The organism is Mycobacterium malmoense (assembly GCF_019645855.1).
GTDB classification, from domain to species: Bacteria; Actinomycetota; Actinomycetes; order Mycobacteriales; family Mycobacteriaceae; genus Mycobacterium; species Mycobacterium malmoense.
The window spans coordinates 2,624,342-2,641,320 of the sequence record NZ_CP080999.1; the positions used below are offsets into that span (position 1 = coordinate 2,624,342).

Here is a 16,979-nt window from a genome sequence, read left to right on the forward strand (position 1 = left end):
AGGGGTGTGGTTTGGAACATGTCAGGTGACTCGCATCGGTGATACCCGATTGGGGTCCGGTGACACTCGAGTTATTGATCGTAAGCAGTACAACATGCGCATGCCATGCGCATGTGATAGTTTATGGCCATGGCAGTTGCGATTCAGATCAAAGATGTCCCCGAAGAAGTTCGCGACGCGCTGGCGGCCCGCGCCGAGGCGCGCGGCCAGTCCACCCAAACGTATCTGCGATCACTGTTGGAACGGGAGTACCAGGCGGGGCGCAACCGACAGCTCTTGGAGGCGTTGGCTGGTCATCGCAGCCTCGCTATGACAGCCGAGGAAGTGGCGACCGTCATCCGCGCCGACCGCGACGGGTGAGGTTCCTGCTGTGATCGTGGTGGACGCAGGCGTGCTGGTGTTGGCGCTCACGAGTGGCACCCCCCAAGGCGACGCGGCACGCGCAGTCCTGAACGGCGACGACGGCTGGCTTGCGCCGGCCCACATGCCGGGCGAGGTGCTACGCACCCTGCACAAGGCCGTATTGCGCCAGCAATTGAAACCAGAGGACGCCGAGGCCGCCGCCGAGGCTGTCGCCGCACTCGCAATCGAGTACGTGCTTCCCGATGCACTGCTCCTGCGCACCGTCTGGGCCTGGCGGCACAACATCTCGATCTACGACGGCCTGTATGTCGCTGTCGCCGCCGAACACTCCGCCGCCGTGATCACCCTCGACAGTCGGTTGGCAAGCGCCACTGATCAACTCGGTATACCTGTTGCGATCACTCTGCTGTAGGTCCGCCGGAGATACAGGGGCAGACGACTCGCAAGGGGGTAGATTCCCGACTTGCAACAAAGCTCAGGTTCGTTTGCCATTTCGGTCGTGGGTGCTCGACAAAACAGCTGGTGAAGGCTTCGGCGAGGGTATGGGGTGTTGTTTGCGGCACGTGAGGTAAGTCAGTCGTTTTTGCCGGAATCCACCCCGTACAGTCCCGTGCGTGCCCGCATACTTGTATGCCCAGATGCCATACATTTGTCATACACTGAGCGGGTGACCGAGTTGCACTGGCCCAGCGACGCGGTCACCCACATGTGGGACAAACACCGCACCACTGTCGAGATGGCAACCGAAGCCGTCAACGATCCCGACGTGGTGGGGGTTCATCCCCGACCCCAAAAGCCCGCTCGGGCAAAAGCAGCCGGTTCGTCGGATTCTCGCCGACCGCAGACGCAGTGCTCGTCGTCATCGTCGTTAGCCACCAGGACCGGCAATACGGCGCGAACTGTTGGCCGGCCAACGCCACCGATCAGAGCACATACCGGGAGAGGAACAACCAGTGAACAACGAGCTCAGCAACCTACTCACCGAGGCACGCGAGCTGGAAGCCGTCGACAGCTCTGAATACACGACCGCATACACGACCGCGCCGGCCACCCACCCCAACCGCGAAAAGGCTCAAATCCTCACCGTGCGTCTCACCGACGATGAGATGACCCGGCTACGTACCGCCGCCGCAGAACGCGGCCTACCGGTATCGGCCGTGGTGCGCACAGCCATCGCCCACGAACTGGCGCCACAACCCGACGACGGGACCCGCGCACTCATCACCGCATTACATGACCACAACCTCGCCATCGTCAGAACAGCGAAGTGACTGTGCCCCAATGGTTCACGGGTAAGCCCGCCGTGTCGATGATGCCTATAGGCGGCTGAGTCGTAAACCTGCGTAAAGGGGGTAGATTTCCGACTTGTCAGCAACCTCAAATGCCTCTGCGAAAACACCACCTGCTCAAGACATTTTGGACCGGCTGGCGCGACGAACAACACCCCGACGGCACCATCCTCTGGACCTCACCTAGCGGGCCCCGCCCGGGCAGCCGGCTGCTATTCCCCGTCCTGTGCCTACCTACCGGCGAAATACCCTCTACCCCAAAGGAATATCGACCACCATCCGTGACCGCGCCATCATGATGCCCACACGTCGCCGAACCCGCGACCAAGACCGCACCCTCAACAGCAACCACGTCGCCCAACGCAACCGCCCGCCACCCTTTTAGGCTAGGGCGGATCGCGTGGCAGCAACCGGCGCATCGGCCGGGTCTCGATGGCATTGATCGTCAGGGCCCGGCGGCTGATCCGCCAGCCCTCGTCGGTCAGCCGATAGTCGTCGTCGTAACGCAGATGCCAGACCACGTCGATCACCTCATCCCCGTGTCGGCTCCAGTGGTGCGCGACGCACGCGATGCGCCCCCTGGCCGTGCCGGCCGGGCTGGCCCCGTCGTAAACCTCACCGACGATCGCGTGCTCGGTACGGGTCACCGCGGCGACGGCGGCGACCGCCGTGGTGATGGCCTCCCGACCACGGTGGGAATGGACCGGGCCCAGCGCGGCCGGCGGCTCGGGCACCTTCAGTTCGGCCTCCACAGTGAAAATCTTTGCCACAGAATCGAATTGACGGTCATCGACGTTGGCCGCATACCGGTGCACCAAATCGCTGAGGGCGATCCGATCGTCGACGGAAAGGGTCATCGAAAGGTTCACGACACCAGGGACAGCCGCTGCGCACAGGCCGACACGACGTCTTTGGCCTGTTCGATGTCGGCGGTCGGTGGCATGGCCAACACGATCCGGTCGGCGCCCTGATCGACGAGGCTGCTCGCGCGCTCGGCATCGATCTTGGTAACCGCATGGCCCAGCGACACTTCCAGCCGCGCCGGGTCGCGGCCCGCCGCCGACGCCTCTTCACGCATCAGCGCGATCAGCGACGCGAGCGGGGGACCGGTCACCCCGAGCGGCTGGAAGCCGTCTCCCAGCCGCCCGGCGCGGCGGGCGGCCGCCCGGCTGTGACCGCCGATATGAACCGGAAGCCCTTGGTCCGCAACCGGTTTCGGGTAGCACATGACGTTGTCGAAGTCGAAGAACTCGCCGTGATATGACGCCCCTTGCGGCCGGTCGGCCCACAGCGCCCGCAGGACGGCCAACTGCTCGTCGGCCCGCCTGCCCCGGCTGTCGAACTCCGCCCCGCAGGCCTCCAACTCCTCCTTGAGCCAGCCCACGCCCACGCACAGCCGCAGCCGTCCGCCGGACAGCGCATCGACGGTCGCGGCCCGTTTGGCGAGCACCACAGGATGGTGGTTGGGCAGCACCAGCACCCCGGTGGCCAGCCCGAGCCGGCTGGTGTGGCCGGCCAGAAACGCCAGGAGGTCCAGCGGGTCGGGGATGGGGCAGTCGGCCGCCAACCCCACCCGTCCGGAACTGTCGTAGGGGTAGACGCTGTCGTACCGGGTGGCCAGGACGGTGTGCTCGACGACGACGATCGATTCGAACCCGCACCGCTCGAGGTGGCTTGCGAAGCTCACCATCCAGTCGGGATCCGCGGTGACACCGTCGGCGACCGGGGCCACGACCCCTATTTTTGGCCCTATTGTTAGGGAAGCCTTCATGGCACCCGAAGCTAACAGGTGGTCGGTGTCGTCGGAGGCGCGATCTCCGCGCGCACCGCCTCGGCCAGGGTCGCCGCCCGGCGATCGGTGAACACGTCCTCGAGCGTCATCGGCCGGCCATCGGGGCCGGTCAGCGGAACTCGCCAGTTCGGGTATTCGTCGGTGGTGCCCGGCTGATTCTGGGTGCGGCGGTCACCAACCGCATCGGTCAGCGCCACTCCCAACAGCCGCGACGGCGTCCGGCCCAGATACCGGTACAGGGCGAGGACGATCAGTTCCGGGTCTTGTTCATGTGCTGAGTAACCGTCATCCAACAGCCCGACCCGGCGCAGCTCGGCCATCCAGGCCGCCAGCTCGGCCCGGTCGGACTCGAGCTCTTCTTCGACGGGCCGGGTCAGCAGCCCCAGGGACTCCCGCAGCCGCACGTGGTCGCCGGCCAGGTAGCCGGCGGTCGGCGGCAGGTCGTGGGTGGTGACCGACGACAGGCAGTACTCGCGCCAGCGTTCGGCCGGCAGTGGGTTCAGTGGCCCGCCGTTTCCGTCGCGATCCAGCTCGAACCAGAGGATCGAGGTGCCCAGCACGCCGCGCAGCAAAAGGTAGTCGCGCACCCACGGTTCGACGGTGCCGAGGTCTTCGCCGACGACGAGCGCCCCGGCCCGATGGGCTTCCAGGGCGACGATGCCGATCATCGCTTCGTGGTCGTAGCGCACGTAGGTGCCCTCGGTGGGCGGCGCACCCTTCGGGATCCACCACAGCCGGAACAACCCGATGATGTGGTCGATGCGGATCCCGCCGACGTGCCGCAGCGTGGCGCGGATCAGTGCGCGAAAGGGCCGATACTCCTGCTCGTCCAGGCGGTCCGGACGCCACGGCGGCTGTGACCAGTCCTGGCCGAGCTGATTGAACTCGTCCGGCGGCGCGCCCGCGGTCACGCTCGGCGCCAAAACATCCTGCAGGGCCCAGGCGTCGGCGCCGTTGGGGTGCACACCGACGGCCAAGTCTCCCATGATGCCCAACGACATTCCGGCCCGTGTTGCCTGCGATTGCGCCGAGGCGAGTTGGTCGTCGAGTTGCCACTGCAGCCAGCGGTGGAAGTCGACCGCGTCCGAATTCCGTTCGGCGAAACCGGCGACACCGGCGGCGTCGGGATGCTGCAACGACTCCGGCCAGCGGTGCCAGTCACCGCCGTACTCGTCGGCCAGCGCACACCAGGTGGCGAAGTCGTCGAGCGCGCGGCCCGAGCGGTCACGGAACGCGGCGTACGCCAGCTCGCGGCCCGCCGATCGCGGCACGCGATGCAGCAGCTTGAGCGCCGCCCGCTTGGCCGCCCACGCGCTGTCGCGGTCGATGGTGTCGAGCCGTCCGGTTCGCTGTTGGACTTCCGACCGCAGCCGTCGCACCCGGCCACGCTTGGCCAGGTCGGCGAATTCGGGGATCGCCTCAACGCGAAGGTAAAGCGGGTTGACGAAGCGCCGCGAGGTCGGCAGGTACGGCGAGGGCTCCATCGGGATCGTGGGCGCGGCCGCGTGCAGGGGATTGACCAGGATGTAGTCGGCGCCATGGCGGGAGGCCGACCATACCGCCAGGTCCGTCAGATCGGTGAGATCGCCGACGCCCCACGACTGCCGGGACCGCACGCTGTACAGCTGAGCGGCCAGACCCCAGGCGCGGCGGGCGCCGAGCCGCTCCGGCAGCCCGAGCCAGTCCGGCGTCACGATGAGCGCGGTGCTCGTCTGGGAGTCGCCGGAACGCAGGTGCACCCGGTGGTAGCCCAGCGGCAGGTCGGCGGGCAGCACGAAGCTGGCCTCGCCCACCCAGCGGCCGTCCAGATCGAACGGCGGCGTGAAGTTGTCGACCTGCCGCACCCCGCCGCGCGCCGTGCCGTCCTCGAGCTGCAACCACACTTCGGCGGGATCACCGTGGGTCACGTGGACCCAGAACCGCGTCTGCTCACCGGTGCGCCCGACGATGGTCGCCGGCATCGGACGCGCCCAATACGTCCGCAGTTGCGCGGTCAGGGCGGCGTTGCGCTGCTGCTCGGTGCCGGCCGTGACATCGAGGGCGGCGAGCACGGTCACCAGCGTGGCCTCGGGGACCAGCACCCGCCGGCCGGTCCAGTCCTCGTACTCGGTCGCGACGCCGAACCGCCTGGCGAGTTCGACCAGCGAGGGCGCGAGCTCAGTCATGCCGCCCATCTTGCTTGCCGGACCCGTCCGGCAAGGATCCGGGCCGACGCGGCCCGTTCCGGCGGACCGGCCGCGGTTGTTTTGCTGGCCGGCCAACCGTCGCGCCCTCGCCCGCCGGCCCAGCAACGTGTTCGGTGAAAGCGGACGTTCGACAGGACGAGTTGGCGATCCGCCGCTACCATGCCCTGTGGAGACACGAATAATCCGGCCGGGGGATCCGGTGGGGGTATACCGAAAGTGCCAGCTCGGTGGCGTGAGCCGCCGCCGGCACCGTTCGCGAAGGTGGCGACTCGAAAGCGGCCGGAATCATATATAGCGAGACGTAAAAGCGACCGCGTGCGGCGCAGCGTGGCGAGGTGCGTGCGGGTGGCTTACCGTTATCGATGGGATTCGCGCGCTGGGCAATGTCCAGGCGTTCTAACAGACCGGATGGTGAATTTACGTGGCGGAAGAAAGTCGCGGGCAGCGCGGGTCGGGCTACGGCCTTGGGTTGTCGACCCGAACCCAGGTGACCGGGTATCAGTTCCTTGCCCGCCGAACCGCGATGGCGCTGACCCGCTGGCGGGTCCGCATGGAGATCGAACCGGGACGGCGTCAGACGCTGGCCGTCGTGGCATCGATTTCCGCCGCGCTGGTGGTTTGCCTGGGCGCGCTGCTGTGGTCGTTCATCAGCCCGTCGGGGCAGATCAACGAGTCGCCGATCATCGCCGACCGCGATTCCGGCGCCCTGTACGTGCGCGTCGGTGACAAGTTGTATCCGGCGCTGAATTTGGCCTCGGCGCGGCTGATCACCGGCCGGCCGGACAACCCGCACCTGGTTCGGTCAGGCCAGATCGCCAACCTGCCGCGCGGGCCGCTGGTGGGCATCCCGGGCGCGCCGTCGAATTTTGCGCCCAAGACCCCGCCCGCTTCGTCGTGGCTGGTGTGCGACACCGTGGCCACCTCGACCGGGGTCGGGGCGCCGTCGGGCGTGACGGTGACGGTGATCGACGGCGTCCCGGACCTCAGCGGCCACCGGCAGGTATTGAACGGGTCGGATGCCGTGGTGCTGAACTACGGCGGGGACGCGTGGGTGATCCGGCAGGGACGCCGGTCGCGCATCGACGCGACGAACCGGTCGGTGTTGCTGCCGCTGGGTTTGACGCCGGAGCAGGTCAGCATGGCAAAGCCGATGAGCCGCGCCCTCTACGACGCGTTGCCGGTGGGGCCCGAACTGACGGTGCCGGACGTGCAGAACGCCGGCTCTCCGGCGTCGTTCCCGGGGGCGCCCGGCCCGGTCGGGACGGTGATCGTCACCCCACAAATCAGTGGGCCGCAACAGTATTCGCTGGTGTTGGCCGATGGCGTGCAGACGCTGCCACCCCTGGTCGCCCAGATCTTGCAGAACGCCGGCCCGGGCAACACCAAGCCGGTGACCGTGGAACCGTCCGCGTTGGCAAAAATGCCGGTGGTCAACAAGCTCGACCTGTCGTCGTACCCGGACACCCCGCTGAACGTGATGGATATCCGGGAGAACCCGGCGACCTGCTGGTGGTGGCAGAAGACCTCCGGTGAGAACCGGGCCCGCATCCAGGTCGTGTCCGGGTCGACCATTCCGGTCGCGACCAAGGACGCGAGCAAGGTGGTGTCCTTGGTGAAGGCCGACACGACCGGCCGCGAAGCCGACCAGGTCTACTTCGGTCCCGACTACGCCAACTTCGTGGCCGTCACCGGCAACGATCCCGGCGCCAAGACGACGGAATCGTTGTGGTGGCTCACGGACGCGGGCGCCCGGTTCGGAGTGGACGACACCCGCGACGTCCGCGAGGCGTTGGGTTTGAAGACCATGCCGAGCCTGGCGCCGTGGGTCGCGCTGCGGCTGCTGCCGCAAGGTCCGACCCTGTCACGAGCGGACGCGTTAGTGGAGCACGACACCTTACCGATGGACATGTCCCCCGCAGAGTTGGTGGTACCGAAGTGAAACGTGGATTTGCGCGGCCGACACCGGAAAAGGCTCCGGTAATCAAGCCGGAGAACATCGTCCTTCCGACGCCGTTGAGCATCCCGCCGCCGGAAGGCAAGCCCTGGTGGCTGATTGTGGTCGGTGTGGTGGTGGTCGGCCTGCTGATCGGCATGGTCGCCATGACCTTCGCCAGCGGCTCACACGTCTTCGGGGGCGCCGGCTCGATCTTCCCGATCTTTATGATCGGTGGCGTCGCGATGATGATGTTCGGCGGCCGGTTCGGCGGCCAGCAGCAGATGAGCCGGCCGAAGCTGGACGCGATGCGCGCCCAGTTCATGTTGATGCTGGACATGCTGCGCGAGACGGCCCACGAGTCGGCCGACAGCATGGACGCCAACTACCGCTGGTACCACCCGGCACCGGTCACGCTGGCGGCCGCCGTCGGAGCGCCGCGGATGTGGGAACGCAAGCCGGACGGCAAGGACCTCAACTTCGGTGTCGTGCGGGTCGGCGTGGGCATGACGCGTCCCGAGGTGACCTGGGGTGAGCCCCAGAACATGCCGACCGACATCGAGCTGGAGCCGGTCACCGGCAAGGCCCTTCAGGAATTCGGGCGCTATCAAAGCGTCGTCTACAACCTGCCGAAGATGATCTCGCTGCTGGTCGAGCCGTGGTACTCGCTGATCGGGGAGCGCGAGCAGGTCCTGGGATTGATGCGGGCGATCGTCTGCCAGCTGTCGTTCTCCCACGGACCCGACCACGTGCAGATGATCGTGGTCAGCTCGGACCTGGAGGAATGGGACTGGGTGAAGTGGCTTCCGCACTTCGGTGATCCGCGGCGTCAGGACGCGGCGGGTAACGCGCGGATGGTCTATGCCTCGGTGCGGGAGTTCGCCGCGGAGCAAGCCGAATTGTTCGCCGGCCGCGGGTCTTTCACCCCCCGGCATGCCAGCTCGTCGGCGCAGACCCCGACGCCGCACACCGTGATCATCGCCGACGTCACGGATCCGCAGTGGGAGTACGTGATCAGCGCCGAGGGTATCGACGGGGTGACGTTCTTCGACCTGACCGGCGCTTCGATGTGGTCCTCCGTCCCCGAGCGGACGTTGCGGTTCGACGAGAGGGGCGTGATCGAGGCACTGCCCCGCGACCGCGACACCTGGATGGTGATCGACGAGAAGCCCTGGTTCTTCGCTCTCACCGACCATCTCAGCATCGCGGAGGCCGAGGAGTTCGCCCAGAAGCTGGCGCGCTGGCGGCTTGCCGAGGCGTACGAAGAGATCGGCCAGCGGGTGGCCCACATCGGCGCCCGGGACATCTTGTCCTACTACGGGGTCGACGATCCGGCACGTATCGACTTCGACACGCTGTGGGGAAACCGCACCGACACGATGGGCCGGTCGCGGTTGCGGGCGCCGTTCGGCAACCGCTCCGACAATGGCGAGCTGCTGTTCTTGGACATGAAGTCGCTCGACGAGGGCGGCGACGGTCCGCACGGGGTCATGTCGGGGACAACGGGTTCGGGCAAGTCGATGCTGGTGCGCGTGGTCATCGAGTCGCTGATGCTCGGGCATCCACCGGACGAGCTGCAGTTCGTGCTGGCCGACCTCAAGGGAGGGTCAGCGGTCAAGCCGTTCGAAGGGGTGCCGCACGTATCGCGCATTATCACCGACCTGGAAGATGACCAGGCGCTGATGGAGCGCTTCCTGGACGCGCTGTGGGGCGAAATCTCCCGCCGCAAGGAGATCTGCTTCAGCGCGGGTGTTGACGACGCCAAGGAGTACAACGCCGTGCGCGGCAGGATGCGCGCGCGCGGCCAGGACATGACGCCGCTGCCGATGCTCGTGGTGGTCATCGACGAGTTCTACGAATGGTTCCGCATCATGCCGACGGCGGTCGACGTTCTGGACTCGATTGGCCGGCAGGGCCGCGCCTACTGGATCCACCTGATGATGGCGTCGCAGACCATTGAGAGCCGAGCCGAAAAGCTCATGGAGAACATGGGTTACCGCTTGGTGCTGAAAGCGCGGACCGCCGGGGCGGCGCAGGCCGCTGGTGTGCCGAACGCGGTGAACCTGCCGGCCCAGCCCGGGTTGGGCTATTTCCGCAGGAGCCTCGAGGATGTCGTCCGATTCCAGGCCGAATTCCTGTGGCGGGACTATTACTCTCCCGATGTCACCATCGACGGCGAGGAAGCGCCTCAGTTGGTGCACAGCATCGATTACGTTCGCCCGCAATTGTTTACCAACTCGTTCACCCCGCTCGAGGTGAGCGTTGGGGGACCGGACGTCGACGGGCCGGCCGTCCACTCGAACGGCGAGGCGCACGACCTGGCGGAAGCCGAGGAAGAGGACGACGAAGGGCTCAGGACACCAAGAGTCGGGACGGTGATCATCGATCAGCTCCGCCAGATCGACTTCGAGCCCTATCGACTGTGGCAGCCTCCGCTGACCCGACCCGTGCCCATCGACGAGCTGGTCAACCGGTTCCTCGGCCACCCGTGGCAAAAGGACTATGGCTCCGCCCGGGACCTGGTGTTCCCGATCGGGATCATCGACCGCCCGTTCAAGCACGATCAGCCGCCGTGGACGGTTGACACGTCCGGGCCCGGCGCCAACGTCCTGATCCTGGGCGCCGGGGGCTCGGGCAAAACGACCGCGCTGCAGACGCTGATCTGCTCGGCCGCGTTGACGCACACTCCCGAGCAGGTCCAGTTCTACTGCCTGGCCTACAGCGGTACCGCGTTGACCACGGTGGCTCGTTTGCCCCATGTCGGCGAGGTGGCCGGTCCCACCGACCCCTACGGCGTCCGCCGCACCATTGCCGAACTGCTCGCCCTGGTGCGTGAGCGCAAACGCAGCTTCCTCGAATACGGAATCGCCTCGATGGAGATGTTCCGGCGCCGCAAGTTCGGCGGCGAGCCCGGCCCGGTGCCCAATGACGGGTTCGGCGACGTCTACCTGGTGATCGACAACTACCGGGCATTGGCCGAGGAAAACGAGGTGCTGATCGAGCAGGCGAACCTGATCATCAACCAGGGCCCGTCGTTCGGGGTGCACGTGGTGGTCACCGCCGATCGCGAATCGGAGCTGCGCCCGCCGGTGCGCAGCGGTTTCGGTTCCCGGATCGAGTTGCGGCTGGCCGCGGTGGAAGACGCCAAGCTGGTGCGCTCCCGGTTCGCCAAGGACGTTCCGGTCAAACCGGGACGCGGCATGGTTGCGGTCAACTACGTCCGGCTCGAGTCCGACCCGCAGGCGGGCCTGCACACGCTGGTGGCCCGGCCGGCGCTGGCAAGCACGCCCGCGAACGTCTTCGAGTCCGACAGCATCGTCGAAGCGGTCAGCAGGCTGACGAGCGGCCAGGCCACGCCGATACGCCGGCTGCCCGCGCGGTTCGGCGTGGAACAGGTGCGCGAGCTGGCCGCCCGGGACACCCGCCAAAGTGTCGGTGTCGGCGGAATCGCCTGGGCCATATCGGAATTAGACCTGGCGCCGGTCTATCTGAACTTCGCCGAGAACTCGCATCTGATGATCACGGGTCGACGCGAATGTGGAAAGACCACCGCGCTGGCCACCATCATGTCCGAAATCGGCCGGCTCTACGCACCCGGAGCCAGCAGCGCGCCGGCGACGTCGCAACCCTCGGCTCAGGTGTGGCTCGTCGACCCGCGTCGTCAGCTGCTGACCGTACTGGGCTCCGACCATGTCGAGAAGTTCGCCTACAACCTCGACGGCATACAGGCGATGATGAATGACCTGTCGGCCCTGCTGGCCAGCCGCGAACCGCCGCCCGGTTTGTCGGCGGAAGAGTTGTTGGCGCACTCCTGGTGGAGCGGACCGGAGATCTTCTTGATCGTGGACGACATTCAGCAGCTGCCAGCGGGTTTCGACTCGCCGCTGCACAAGGCAGCCGCCTGGGTGACCAGGGCCGCCGACGTCGGCTTGCACGTGATCGTCACCCGCTCGTTCGGCGGTTGGTCTTCGGCCGGCAGCGACCCGATGCTGCGGGCACTGCACCAGGCGAATGCGCCGTTGCTGGTCATGGACGCCGACCCCGACGAGGGCTTCATCCGCGGCAAGATGAAGGGTGGTCCGTTGCCCCGTGGCCGAGGCCTGTTGATGGCCGAGGACACCGGTGTGTTCGTCCAGGTGGCCGCCACCGAGTTCCGCAAGCAGGACGCGGGCAGGACTTAAAACGACTACAGCCGCTGCGCTGGAGTTGACTCGGCCCGGCCGGGATCAACCCCAGCGCAGCGGCAATTCCTTGAGCGCGAAGGTCTTTGACGGGAATTTGATTTCGGGGCTGTAATCCGGGGGCAGTTCGAAGTCGGGGATCTGCTTGAGCCATTCCGCGACGATGATCGTCAGCTCTATCCGCGCCAGATGAGAGCCCAAACAACGGTGCGGTCCGCCACCAAATCCCCAGTGCCGGTGCACCTTTCCGTCCATGACCAGCTCATCGATGGACATCGCGTCGCTGCCGTCGCGGTTGACCGCGGCCATGCACAACCGCACCGACGTGCCCGCGGGCAGCGTCATTCCCCCGACGGTGACGACCTCCGTCGTCACCCGGGGCGCCACCGGTGCCGACGGCTCCAGCCGGACGATCTCTTCGATGAAAACCCTGATCTGCTTGGGATCACCCCGAACCGCGTCGCGCAGCTGCGGTCTGCGCGCCAATTCGAACAGGGAGAATCCGATCGCCGCGGTCACCGTGTCCAGGCCCGCCAGGATCAAGAGGTGACTCATGCCCAGCAGTTCGAGGTCACTGAAGTTGCCGTCGCCGGTCATCACCCGCGACAACATGTCGGAGCCCGGGTTTTGCCGGCGCTGCTGGATCGCGTCGGTGAGATATGCCAACAACTCCTGTCCCTTGTCGAGGTCGGCCTGGGTCATGAAGGGCTTGTCGGCGACGACGGCGTCTTTCCAAGCGATCACGCGGTCGAGATCCTCCAACGGCAGGCCGTACAGGTCGAGGAAAACCTGGAACGGATATAGCCTCGCGAAATCTGCCATCGCTTCGCACTCGCCCCGCTCGGCAAAGGCGGCGATCATCTCGGTGGCGTGGCGCTGCAGCACCGGCCGGGACTTACTCAATCCCTGCGGGCTGAAATACGGTTGCAGGATCTTGCGGTAACGGGTGTGCTCCGGCGGGTCGAACGCCAGCGGCACCACCGGCAGCGGGCTACCGGGCGGCTGAAGCGCCAGCCGCGACGAGAAGACCTTGGGATTGCGCAGCGCGGCCAGCACGTCCTCACGTCGCGTCAGGTAATAGTGGCCGTTCATGAACACCACCGGCCCGGCGTCCCGCAGTGTCTTCCATCCGACACTTCGGTCGGCGGACATCGGTAACTTGGAGTATTCGAGCCGGGGTAGGTAGAACGTGCCTGGCTGGCTTTCGCCAAGAGTGCTCATGCGCTCCGATCCCCGTTTGTCCGTGCGTTTTTCGTGCCTTAGGCGTCTTCCAGGCCGTGCTTGCGACCTTCGTCGTCACCGGTTTGTGGTGGCACACCAATATCGCATGTGCGGCAAAGGGGCACCATTCCACTGACCGGCGAATACCAAGGTTTAGCTCGGCGGCCGCGATCGGCAATGATCTTCTAGACTTTATAGACCGACTAATCTACCCATCGATTTATCAAGCCTATCTGGGTGTTCCCCTAAGCCGTGGAAGAAGGAAACCTTGTGAAGGTTCGTCTCGAAAAGTCCAGGTGCGTGGGCCACGCCCAGTGCTACGCCGTCGATCCAGACCTGTTCCCAATCGACGACTCGGGCTATTCGATTCTCGAGGAACACGAGGTGAGGCCCGAGGACGAGCAGTTGACCCGTGACGGTGTGGCCTCCTGCCCGGAAATGGCGTTGATTATCGAAGCGGACTAGCGGCGCGACGTCACAATTGTCCGGCCCACCGGGCGGAGCCAAAAAGCAAACGGGACATGAACGTTTAGTTATCGAGAATGAACCGCGGCTGGCCGGGAATGAACATTGGTTGGCTTGGAATGAACAGTTAGCATCGCGGGTCGGCGTGTCCGGCATGACCAGCTAATCTCGTTGACGAGCGGCAGTTCAGCCACAAGCGAGCTGTCGCTCGGTTGCTGACAATGGGGTAATCGATGCGGATTGTGCACGTCGTTCCTGACCGAAAGTCCGGGAATCCTGGTGGTGCACCACCTATCCGGACACAGTGAACGGTGCACTCTCGGGTACCGAGTATTCCACCGACTGGGTTTGCTGGTCGACTGACCCAAGTTAGTCAGTGACGTCCGATAGGGCAGCGGCGCCCTGAGGTCGCAATTGTCGACCCGGTCGTGACCACGGCCACCAGAGCTTTCACGTGACAGCCGAGATTGCCACCGCGATCACGGCCAATTGAGGAGGACACGGTGTTCGACTTCGGAGCGTTACCGCCCGAAATCAATTCCGGTCGTATTTATGCGGGTCCAGGGTCGGAGCCGATGATGGTTGCCGCCACGGCCTGGGATCAGCTGGCCGCGGAGTTGGGCACGGCGGCGTCGGGTTATGGCTCGGTGATCGATGAGCTGACCGACGGGCCCTGGGTGGGGCCCACATCGGCGTCGATGGTCTCGGCGGTGGCGCCGTATGTGGCGTGGCTGGGTACGGTGGCGAGTCAGGCCGAGGAGACCGCCAGCCAGGCCCGCGCTGCCGCGGCGGCCTTTGAGGCGGCGTTTGCAATGACGGTGCCGCCGCCGGTGATCGCGGCCAACCGGGTGCTGTTGATGACGCTGATCGCGACCAATTTTTTCGGTCAGAACACCCCGGCGATCGCCTTGACCGAGGCCCAGTACATGGAGATGTGGGCCCAAGACGCCGTGGCCATGTACGGCTACGCCGCCTCGTCGGCCAGTGCCGCGCAGGTGACGGCGTATACCGCGCCGCCGGAGACCACCACCCCGGACGGGGAGTCGGGTCAGTTCGCCACGGTGGCGCAGGCGGGTAACTCCGGGCAGACCGCGGCGGCCACGACGACCTCGCAGCTGGTCTCCGCCGCTACGGTGCCGCAGACGCTGCAGCAACTCTCGTCGGGGATTGCATCGACTTGGCCATGGTCGGCGATCGAGACGCAGATCAAGGATTTCCTCATGTACGGGCTGCCTACCCCCGCAAACAACTGGACCGGCTTTGTCCCCCAGAACTACACCACGGTGATCAAGCAAACCCTGCAGGCGTATTTCGGGGTGGGCATAGGAAACTTCGGTTGGTCGATGGGACAGCAGTTGACGTTTGGCCAGGGTGCGACGGCCGGTGCCGGTGGTGCCTGGTATCCGACTCCGCAGTTCGCCGGGCTGCACCTGGGCGCCGTGGGAAGTCTGGGCGGTGCGGGTGCCCACACCGCTGGAGCGGTGTCGGCCGGCGCGGGCCAGGCCGGCAAGGTCGGGATGTTGTCGGTCCCGGCCAACTGGACCACGCCGACCTCCGAAGCGAGCGTCACGCTGGCTGCGGCGGAGGAAAGCCCGGCACACGCCGGTGCGGCGCCAGGAACAGGAAACGCCCTGCTGCGCGGAATCCCTACCGGCGCCGTGGGACGGCGCACCGCGGGCTACGGCTACACCCACAAATACGGATTCCGCCACAGCGTGCTGACACGCCCGCCGTCGGCCGGATGATGAAGGACCCGCGAATGCTCTTCCAGCTGGGGGCTTACCCGCAAGGACCCGCAGATGAACATCAGTTGTCCAGCAGTGAACAGTTGCCGCTAAGGAGGCGCGACCCGGCGAGATCCACTTAGTCTCACTAGCAAGCCATGCTGAAGTGCGCTTCAGCAGCAAAGCATCCCTTGAAGGTCATCGAGCCTGAGGTTGAGGAGGAAACCAAATGTCGTTCGTGACTACACAGCCGGAAGCGTTGGCGGCGGCTGCGGGCAGTTTGCAAGGTATCGGCTCGGCGTTGAGCGCCCAAAATGCCGCCGCGGCGGCCCCCACGACCGGGGTGGTGCCCGCTGCCGCCGACGAGGTGTCGGCGCTGACCGCCGCGCAGTTCGCCGCGCACGCCCAGATGTATCAGGCCGTCAGCACTCAGGCTACGGCGATCCACGAGCAGTTCGTCAACACCTTGGGCATCAGCTCGGGGTCCTACGCGGCGACCGAAGCGGCCAACGCGGCCGCGGCCGGCTAAGGAGTCAGGACATGGCAATCGATTTTGGAGCATTACCGCCGGAGGTCAACTCGGCGCGGATATATTCCGGTCCGGGCTCGACGTCGCTGACGGCGGCGGCCTCGGCCTGGAATAGTCTTGCCGCCGAGCTGAATTCGGCCGCGCTAGGCTATGACAACATCGTCACTCAGCTGTCCAGCGAGGAGTGGCTGGGGCCCGCCTCGGCGTCGATGGCCACGGCAGTGCAGCCGTATGTGGAGTGGATGACGACCACCGCGACCCAGGCCGAGCAGGCGGCCACGCAGGCCCAAGCGGCCGCCGCCGCCTACGAGGCTACGTTTGCCTCGATAGTGCCCCCGCCGGTGATCGCGGCCAACCGTGCCGAGCTGGCCCAGGCCACGGCGAGCAACCTGTTGGGTCAAAACAACGGGATCATCGCGCAACTGGAAGCCCAATACGCTGAATTTTGGGCCCAAGACGCCGCAGCGATGTACAACTACGCCGGTTCCTCGGCGAGCGCGTCGAAGGTGACCCCTTACACCGCCGCCCCCACGATCGCCAACCCGGCGGCCGCTACCACCCAGGCCGCCGCGACGGCCAGCACTCCGGCCGCCTCGATCCAGCAGAGCCTGCAAAGTTTTCTCGGCCAGATCACCAGTCAGCTACAAAACCTCGCCTCGCCCACCGGGACGTCGTCGCTGGTGTCGCAGCTCTCGTCGTCCAACCCGTTGCTCACCGAAGTGTGGTTCCTCCTCAGCGGGCAGACCACGCTGCCCACCAACGTGGCAACGTTCTTGACCGGCTATAACAACTTCTCGAGCTTCTTCTACAACACCGAAGGTCTGCCGTATTTCAGTGTCGGTATGGGCAACTTCGGTATCCAGATGGCCAAGACCCTCGGGGCGATCACCGCGCCGGCGGCCGCGGCCGCGGCCGCCGTCCCCAAGGGCTTGCCCGGGCTGGGAGGCCTGCTGGGTGGCGCTGGCGGCGCGGCGGCACATTTGGGCAGTGCGACCTCGATCGGCAAGCTGTCGGTGCCGATCTCGTGGGCCGGCGGTGCGTCGGCGGCGGCACCGCATGCCACGGCCATTCCGGTCAGCGCCATCAGCGCTGCCCCGGAGGCCGCCGGGGGACCCGGCAACCTGCTTGGCGGCATGCCGCTGGCCGGAGTGGGCTCTGGCACCGCTGGCGGTGCCGGGCCCCGATACGGGTTCCGCCCCACCGTCATGGCCCGACCACCCCTCGGCGGATAACCCACCACCATTTCGTCCAACGTCATTCGGTGACGCCACTTGGCGGACAACGACGCTGCCGATC

The 16,979-nt window shown here is 66.2% G+C and carries 13 protein-coding genes; 9 read left to right on the forward strand and 4 right to left on the reverse strand.

Features of this window, described 5'->3' with window-relative positions:
• Nucleotides 1–129: 129 nt before the first annotated feature.
• The 3 genes from K3U93_RS12180 to K3U93_RS12190 all read left to right on the forward strand — a co-directional run bounded on the left by K3U93_RS12180 (nt 130) and on the right by K3U93_RS12190 (nt 1,634).
• A complete protein-coding gene (locus tag K3U93_RS12180) occupies nt 130–360 on the forward strand; it encodes a FitA-like ribbon-helix-helix domain-containing protein (RefSeq protein WP_071508895.1) in 231 nt (76 codons plus the stop codon).
• Between the two features lie 10 nt (nt 361–370).
• Nucleotides 371–775: a type II toxin-antitoxin system VapC family toxin gene (locus tag K3U93_RS12185; protein ID WP_071508861.1), complete on the forward strand. Its 405-nt coding sequence runs from the start codon at nt 371–373 to the stop codon at nt 773–775.
• Between the two features lie 541 nt (nt 776–1,316).
• Nucleotides 1,317–1,634 carry a ribbon-helix-helix protein, CopG family gene (locus K3U93_RS12190; protein ID WP_083009690.1) on the forward strand — a complete coding sequence of 106 codons (318 nt, stop codon included), beginning with the start codon at nt 1,317–1,319 and terminating at the stop codon, nt 1,632–1,634.
• 404 nt (nt 1,635–2,038) lie between these two features.
• On the opposite strand, the gene K3U93_RS12195 is transcribed toward K3U93_RS12190, so the two are convergent.
• Genes K3U93_RS12195 through malQ form a run of 3 tightly spaced genes read right to left on the reverse strand, consistent with a single transcriptional unit; the run spans nt 2,039 to nt 5,609 of the window.
• Nucleotides 2,039–2,509 carry a nuclear transport factor 2 family protein gene (locus tag K3U93_RS12195; RefSeq protein ID WP_083009804.1) on the reverse strand — a complete coding sequence of 157 codons (471 nt, stop codon included), beginning with the start codon at nt 2,507–2,509 and terminating at the stop codon, nt 2,039–2,041.
• 8 nt (nt 2,510–2,517) lie between these two features.
• Nucleotides 2,518–3,423: an LLM class F420-dependent oxidoreductase gene (locus K3U93_RS12200; protein WP_083009688.1), complete on the reverse strand. Its 906-nt coding sequence runs from the start codon at nt 3,421–3,423 to the stop codon at nt 2,518–2,520.
• An 11-nt stretch (nt 3,424–3,434) separates the two neighbouring features.
• Entirely contained in the window at nt 3,435–5,609 is a 2,175-nt protein-coding gene (gene malQ, locus K3U93_RS12205; protein ID WP_083009803.1) for a 4-alpha-glucanotransferase, read from the reverse strand.
• A 442-nt stretch (nt 5,610–6,051) separates the two neighbouring features.
• Here malQ and eccB point away from each other — a divergent pair, with 442 nt between their 5' ends.
• Nucleotides 6,052–7,569 carry a type VII secretion protein EccB gene (gene eccB, locus K3U93_RS12210; protein ID WP_071508858.1) on the forward strand — a complete coding sequence of 506 codons (1,518 nt, stop codon included), beginning with the start codon at nt 6,052–6,054 and terminating at the stop codon, nt 7,567–7,569.
• Nucleotides 7,566–11,744, forward strand: a complete 4,179-nt coding sequence (eccCa, locus tag K3U93_RS12215) for a type VII secretion protein EccCa (protein WP_071508857.1) — start codon at nt 7,566–7,568, stop codon at nt 11,742–11,744. The genes eccB and eccCa overlap by 4 nt, the downstream gene beginning before the upstream one ends.
• Before the next feature lie 45 nt (nt 11,745–11,789).
• On the opposite strand, the gene K3U93_RS12220 is transcribed toward eccCa, so the two are convergent.
• Nucleotides 11,790–12,965 carry a cytochrome P450 gene (locus tag K3U93_RS12220; protein ID WP_083009687.1) on the reverse strand — a complete coding sequence of 392 codons (1,176 nt, stop codon included), beginning with the start codon at nt 12,963–12,965 and terminating at the stop codon, nt 11,790–11,792.
• A gap of 270 nt (nt 12,966–13,235) precedes the next feature.
• Here K3U93_RS12220 and K3U93_RS12225 point away from each other — a divergent pair, with 270 nt between their 5' ends.
• The 4 genes from K3U93_RS12225 to K3U93_RS12240 all read left to right on the forward strand — a co-directional run bounded on the left by K3U93_RS12225 (nt 13,236) and on the right by K3U93_RS12240 (nt 16,915).
• On the forward strand, nt 13,236–13,430 hold the full coding sequence (locus K3U93_RS12225; RefSeq protein WP_071508892.1) for a ferredoxin: 195 nt from the start codon (nt 13,236–13,238) through the stop codon (nt 13,428–13,430).
• A 503-nt stretch (nt 13,431–13,933) separates the two neighbouring features.
• Complete coding sequence (locus tag K3U93_RS12230) at nt 13,934–15,175, forward strand: PPE family protein (RefSeq protein ID WP_083009685.1); 1,242 nt, start codon at nt 13,934–13,936, stop codon at nt 15,173–15,175.
• Nucleotides 15,176–15,383: 208 nt separating this feature from the next.
• Nucleotides 15,384–15,683, forward strand: coding sequence for a PE family protein (locus K3U93_RS12235; protein ID WP_083009683.1), 300 nt, complete (start codon nt 15,384–15,386; stop codon nt 15,681–15,683).
• A gap of 11 nt (nt 15,684–15,694) precedes the next feature.
• A complete protein-coding gene (locus tag K3U93_RS12240) occupies nt 15,695–16,915 on the forward strand; it encodes a PPE family protein (RefSeq protein ID WP_083009680.1) in 1,221 nt (406 codons plus the stop codon).
• The last annotated feature ends 64 nt before the right edge of the window (nt 16,916–16,979 follow it).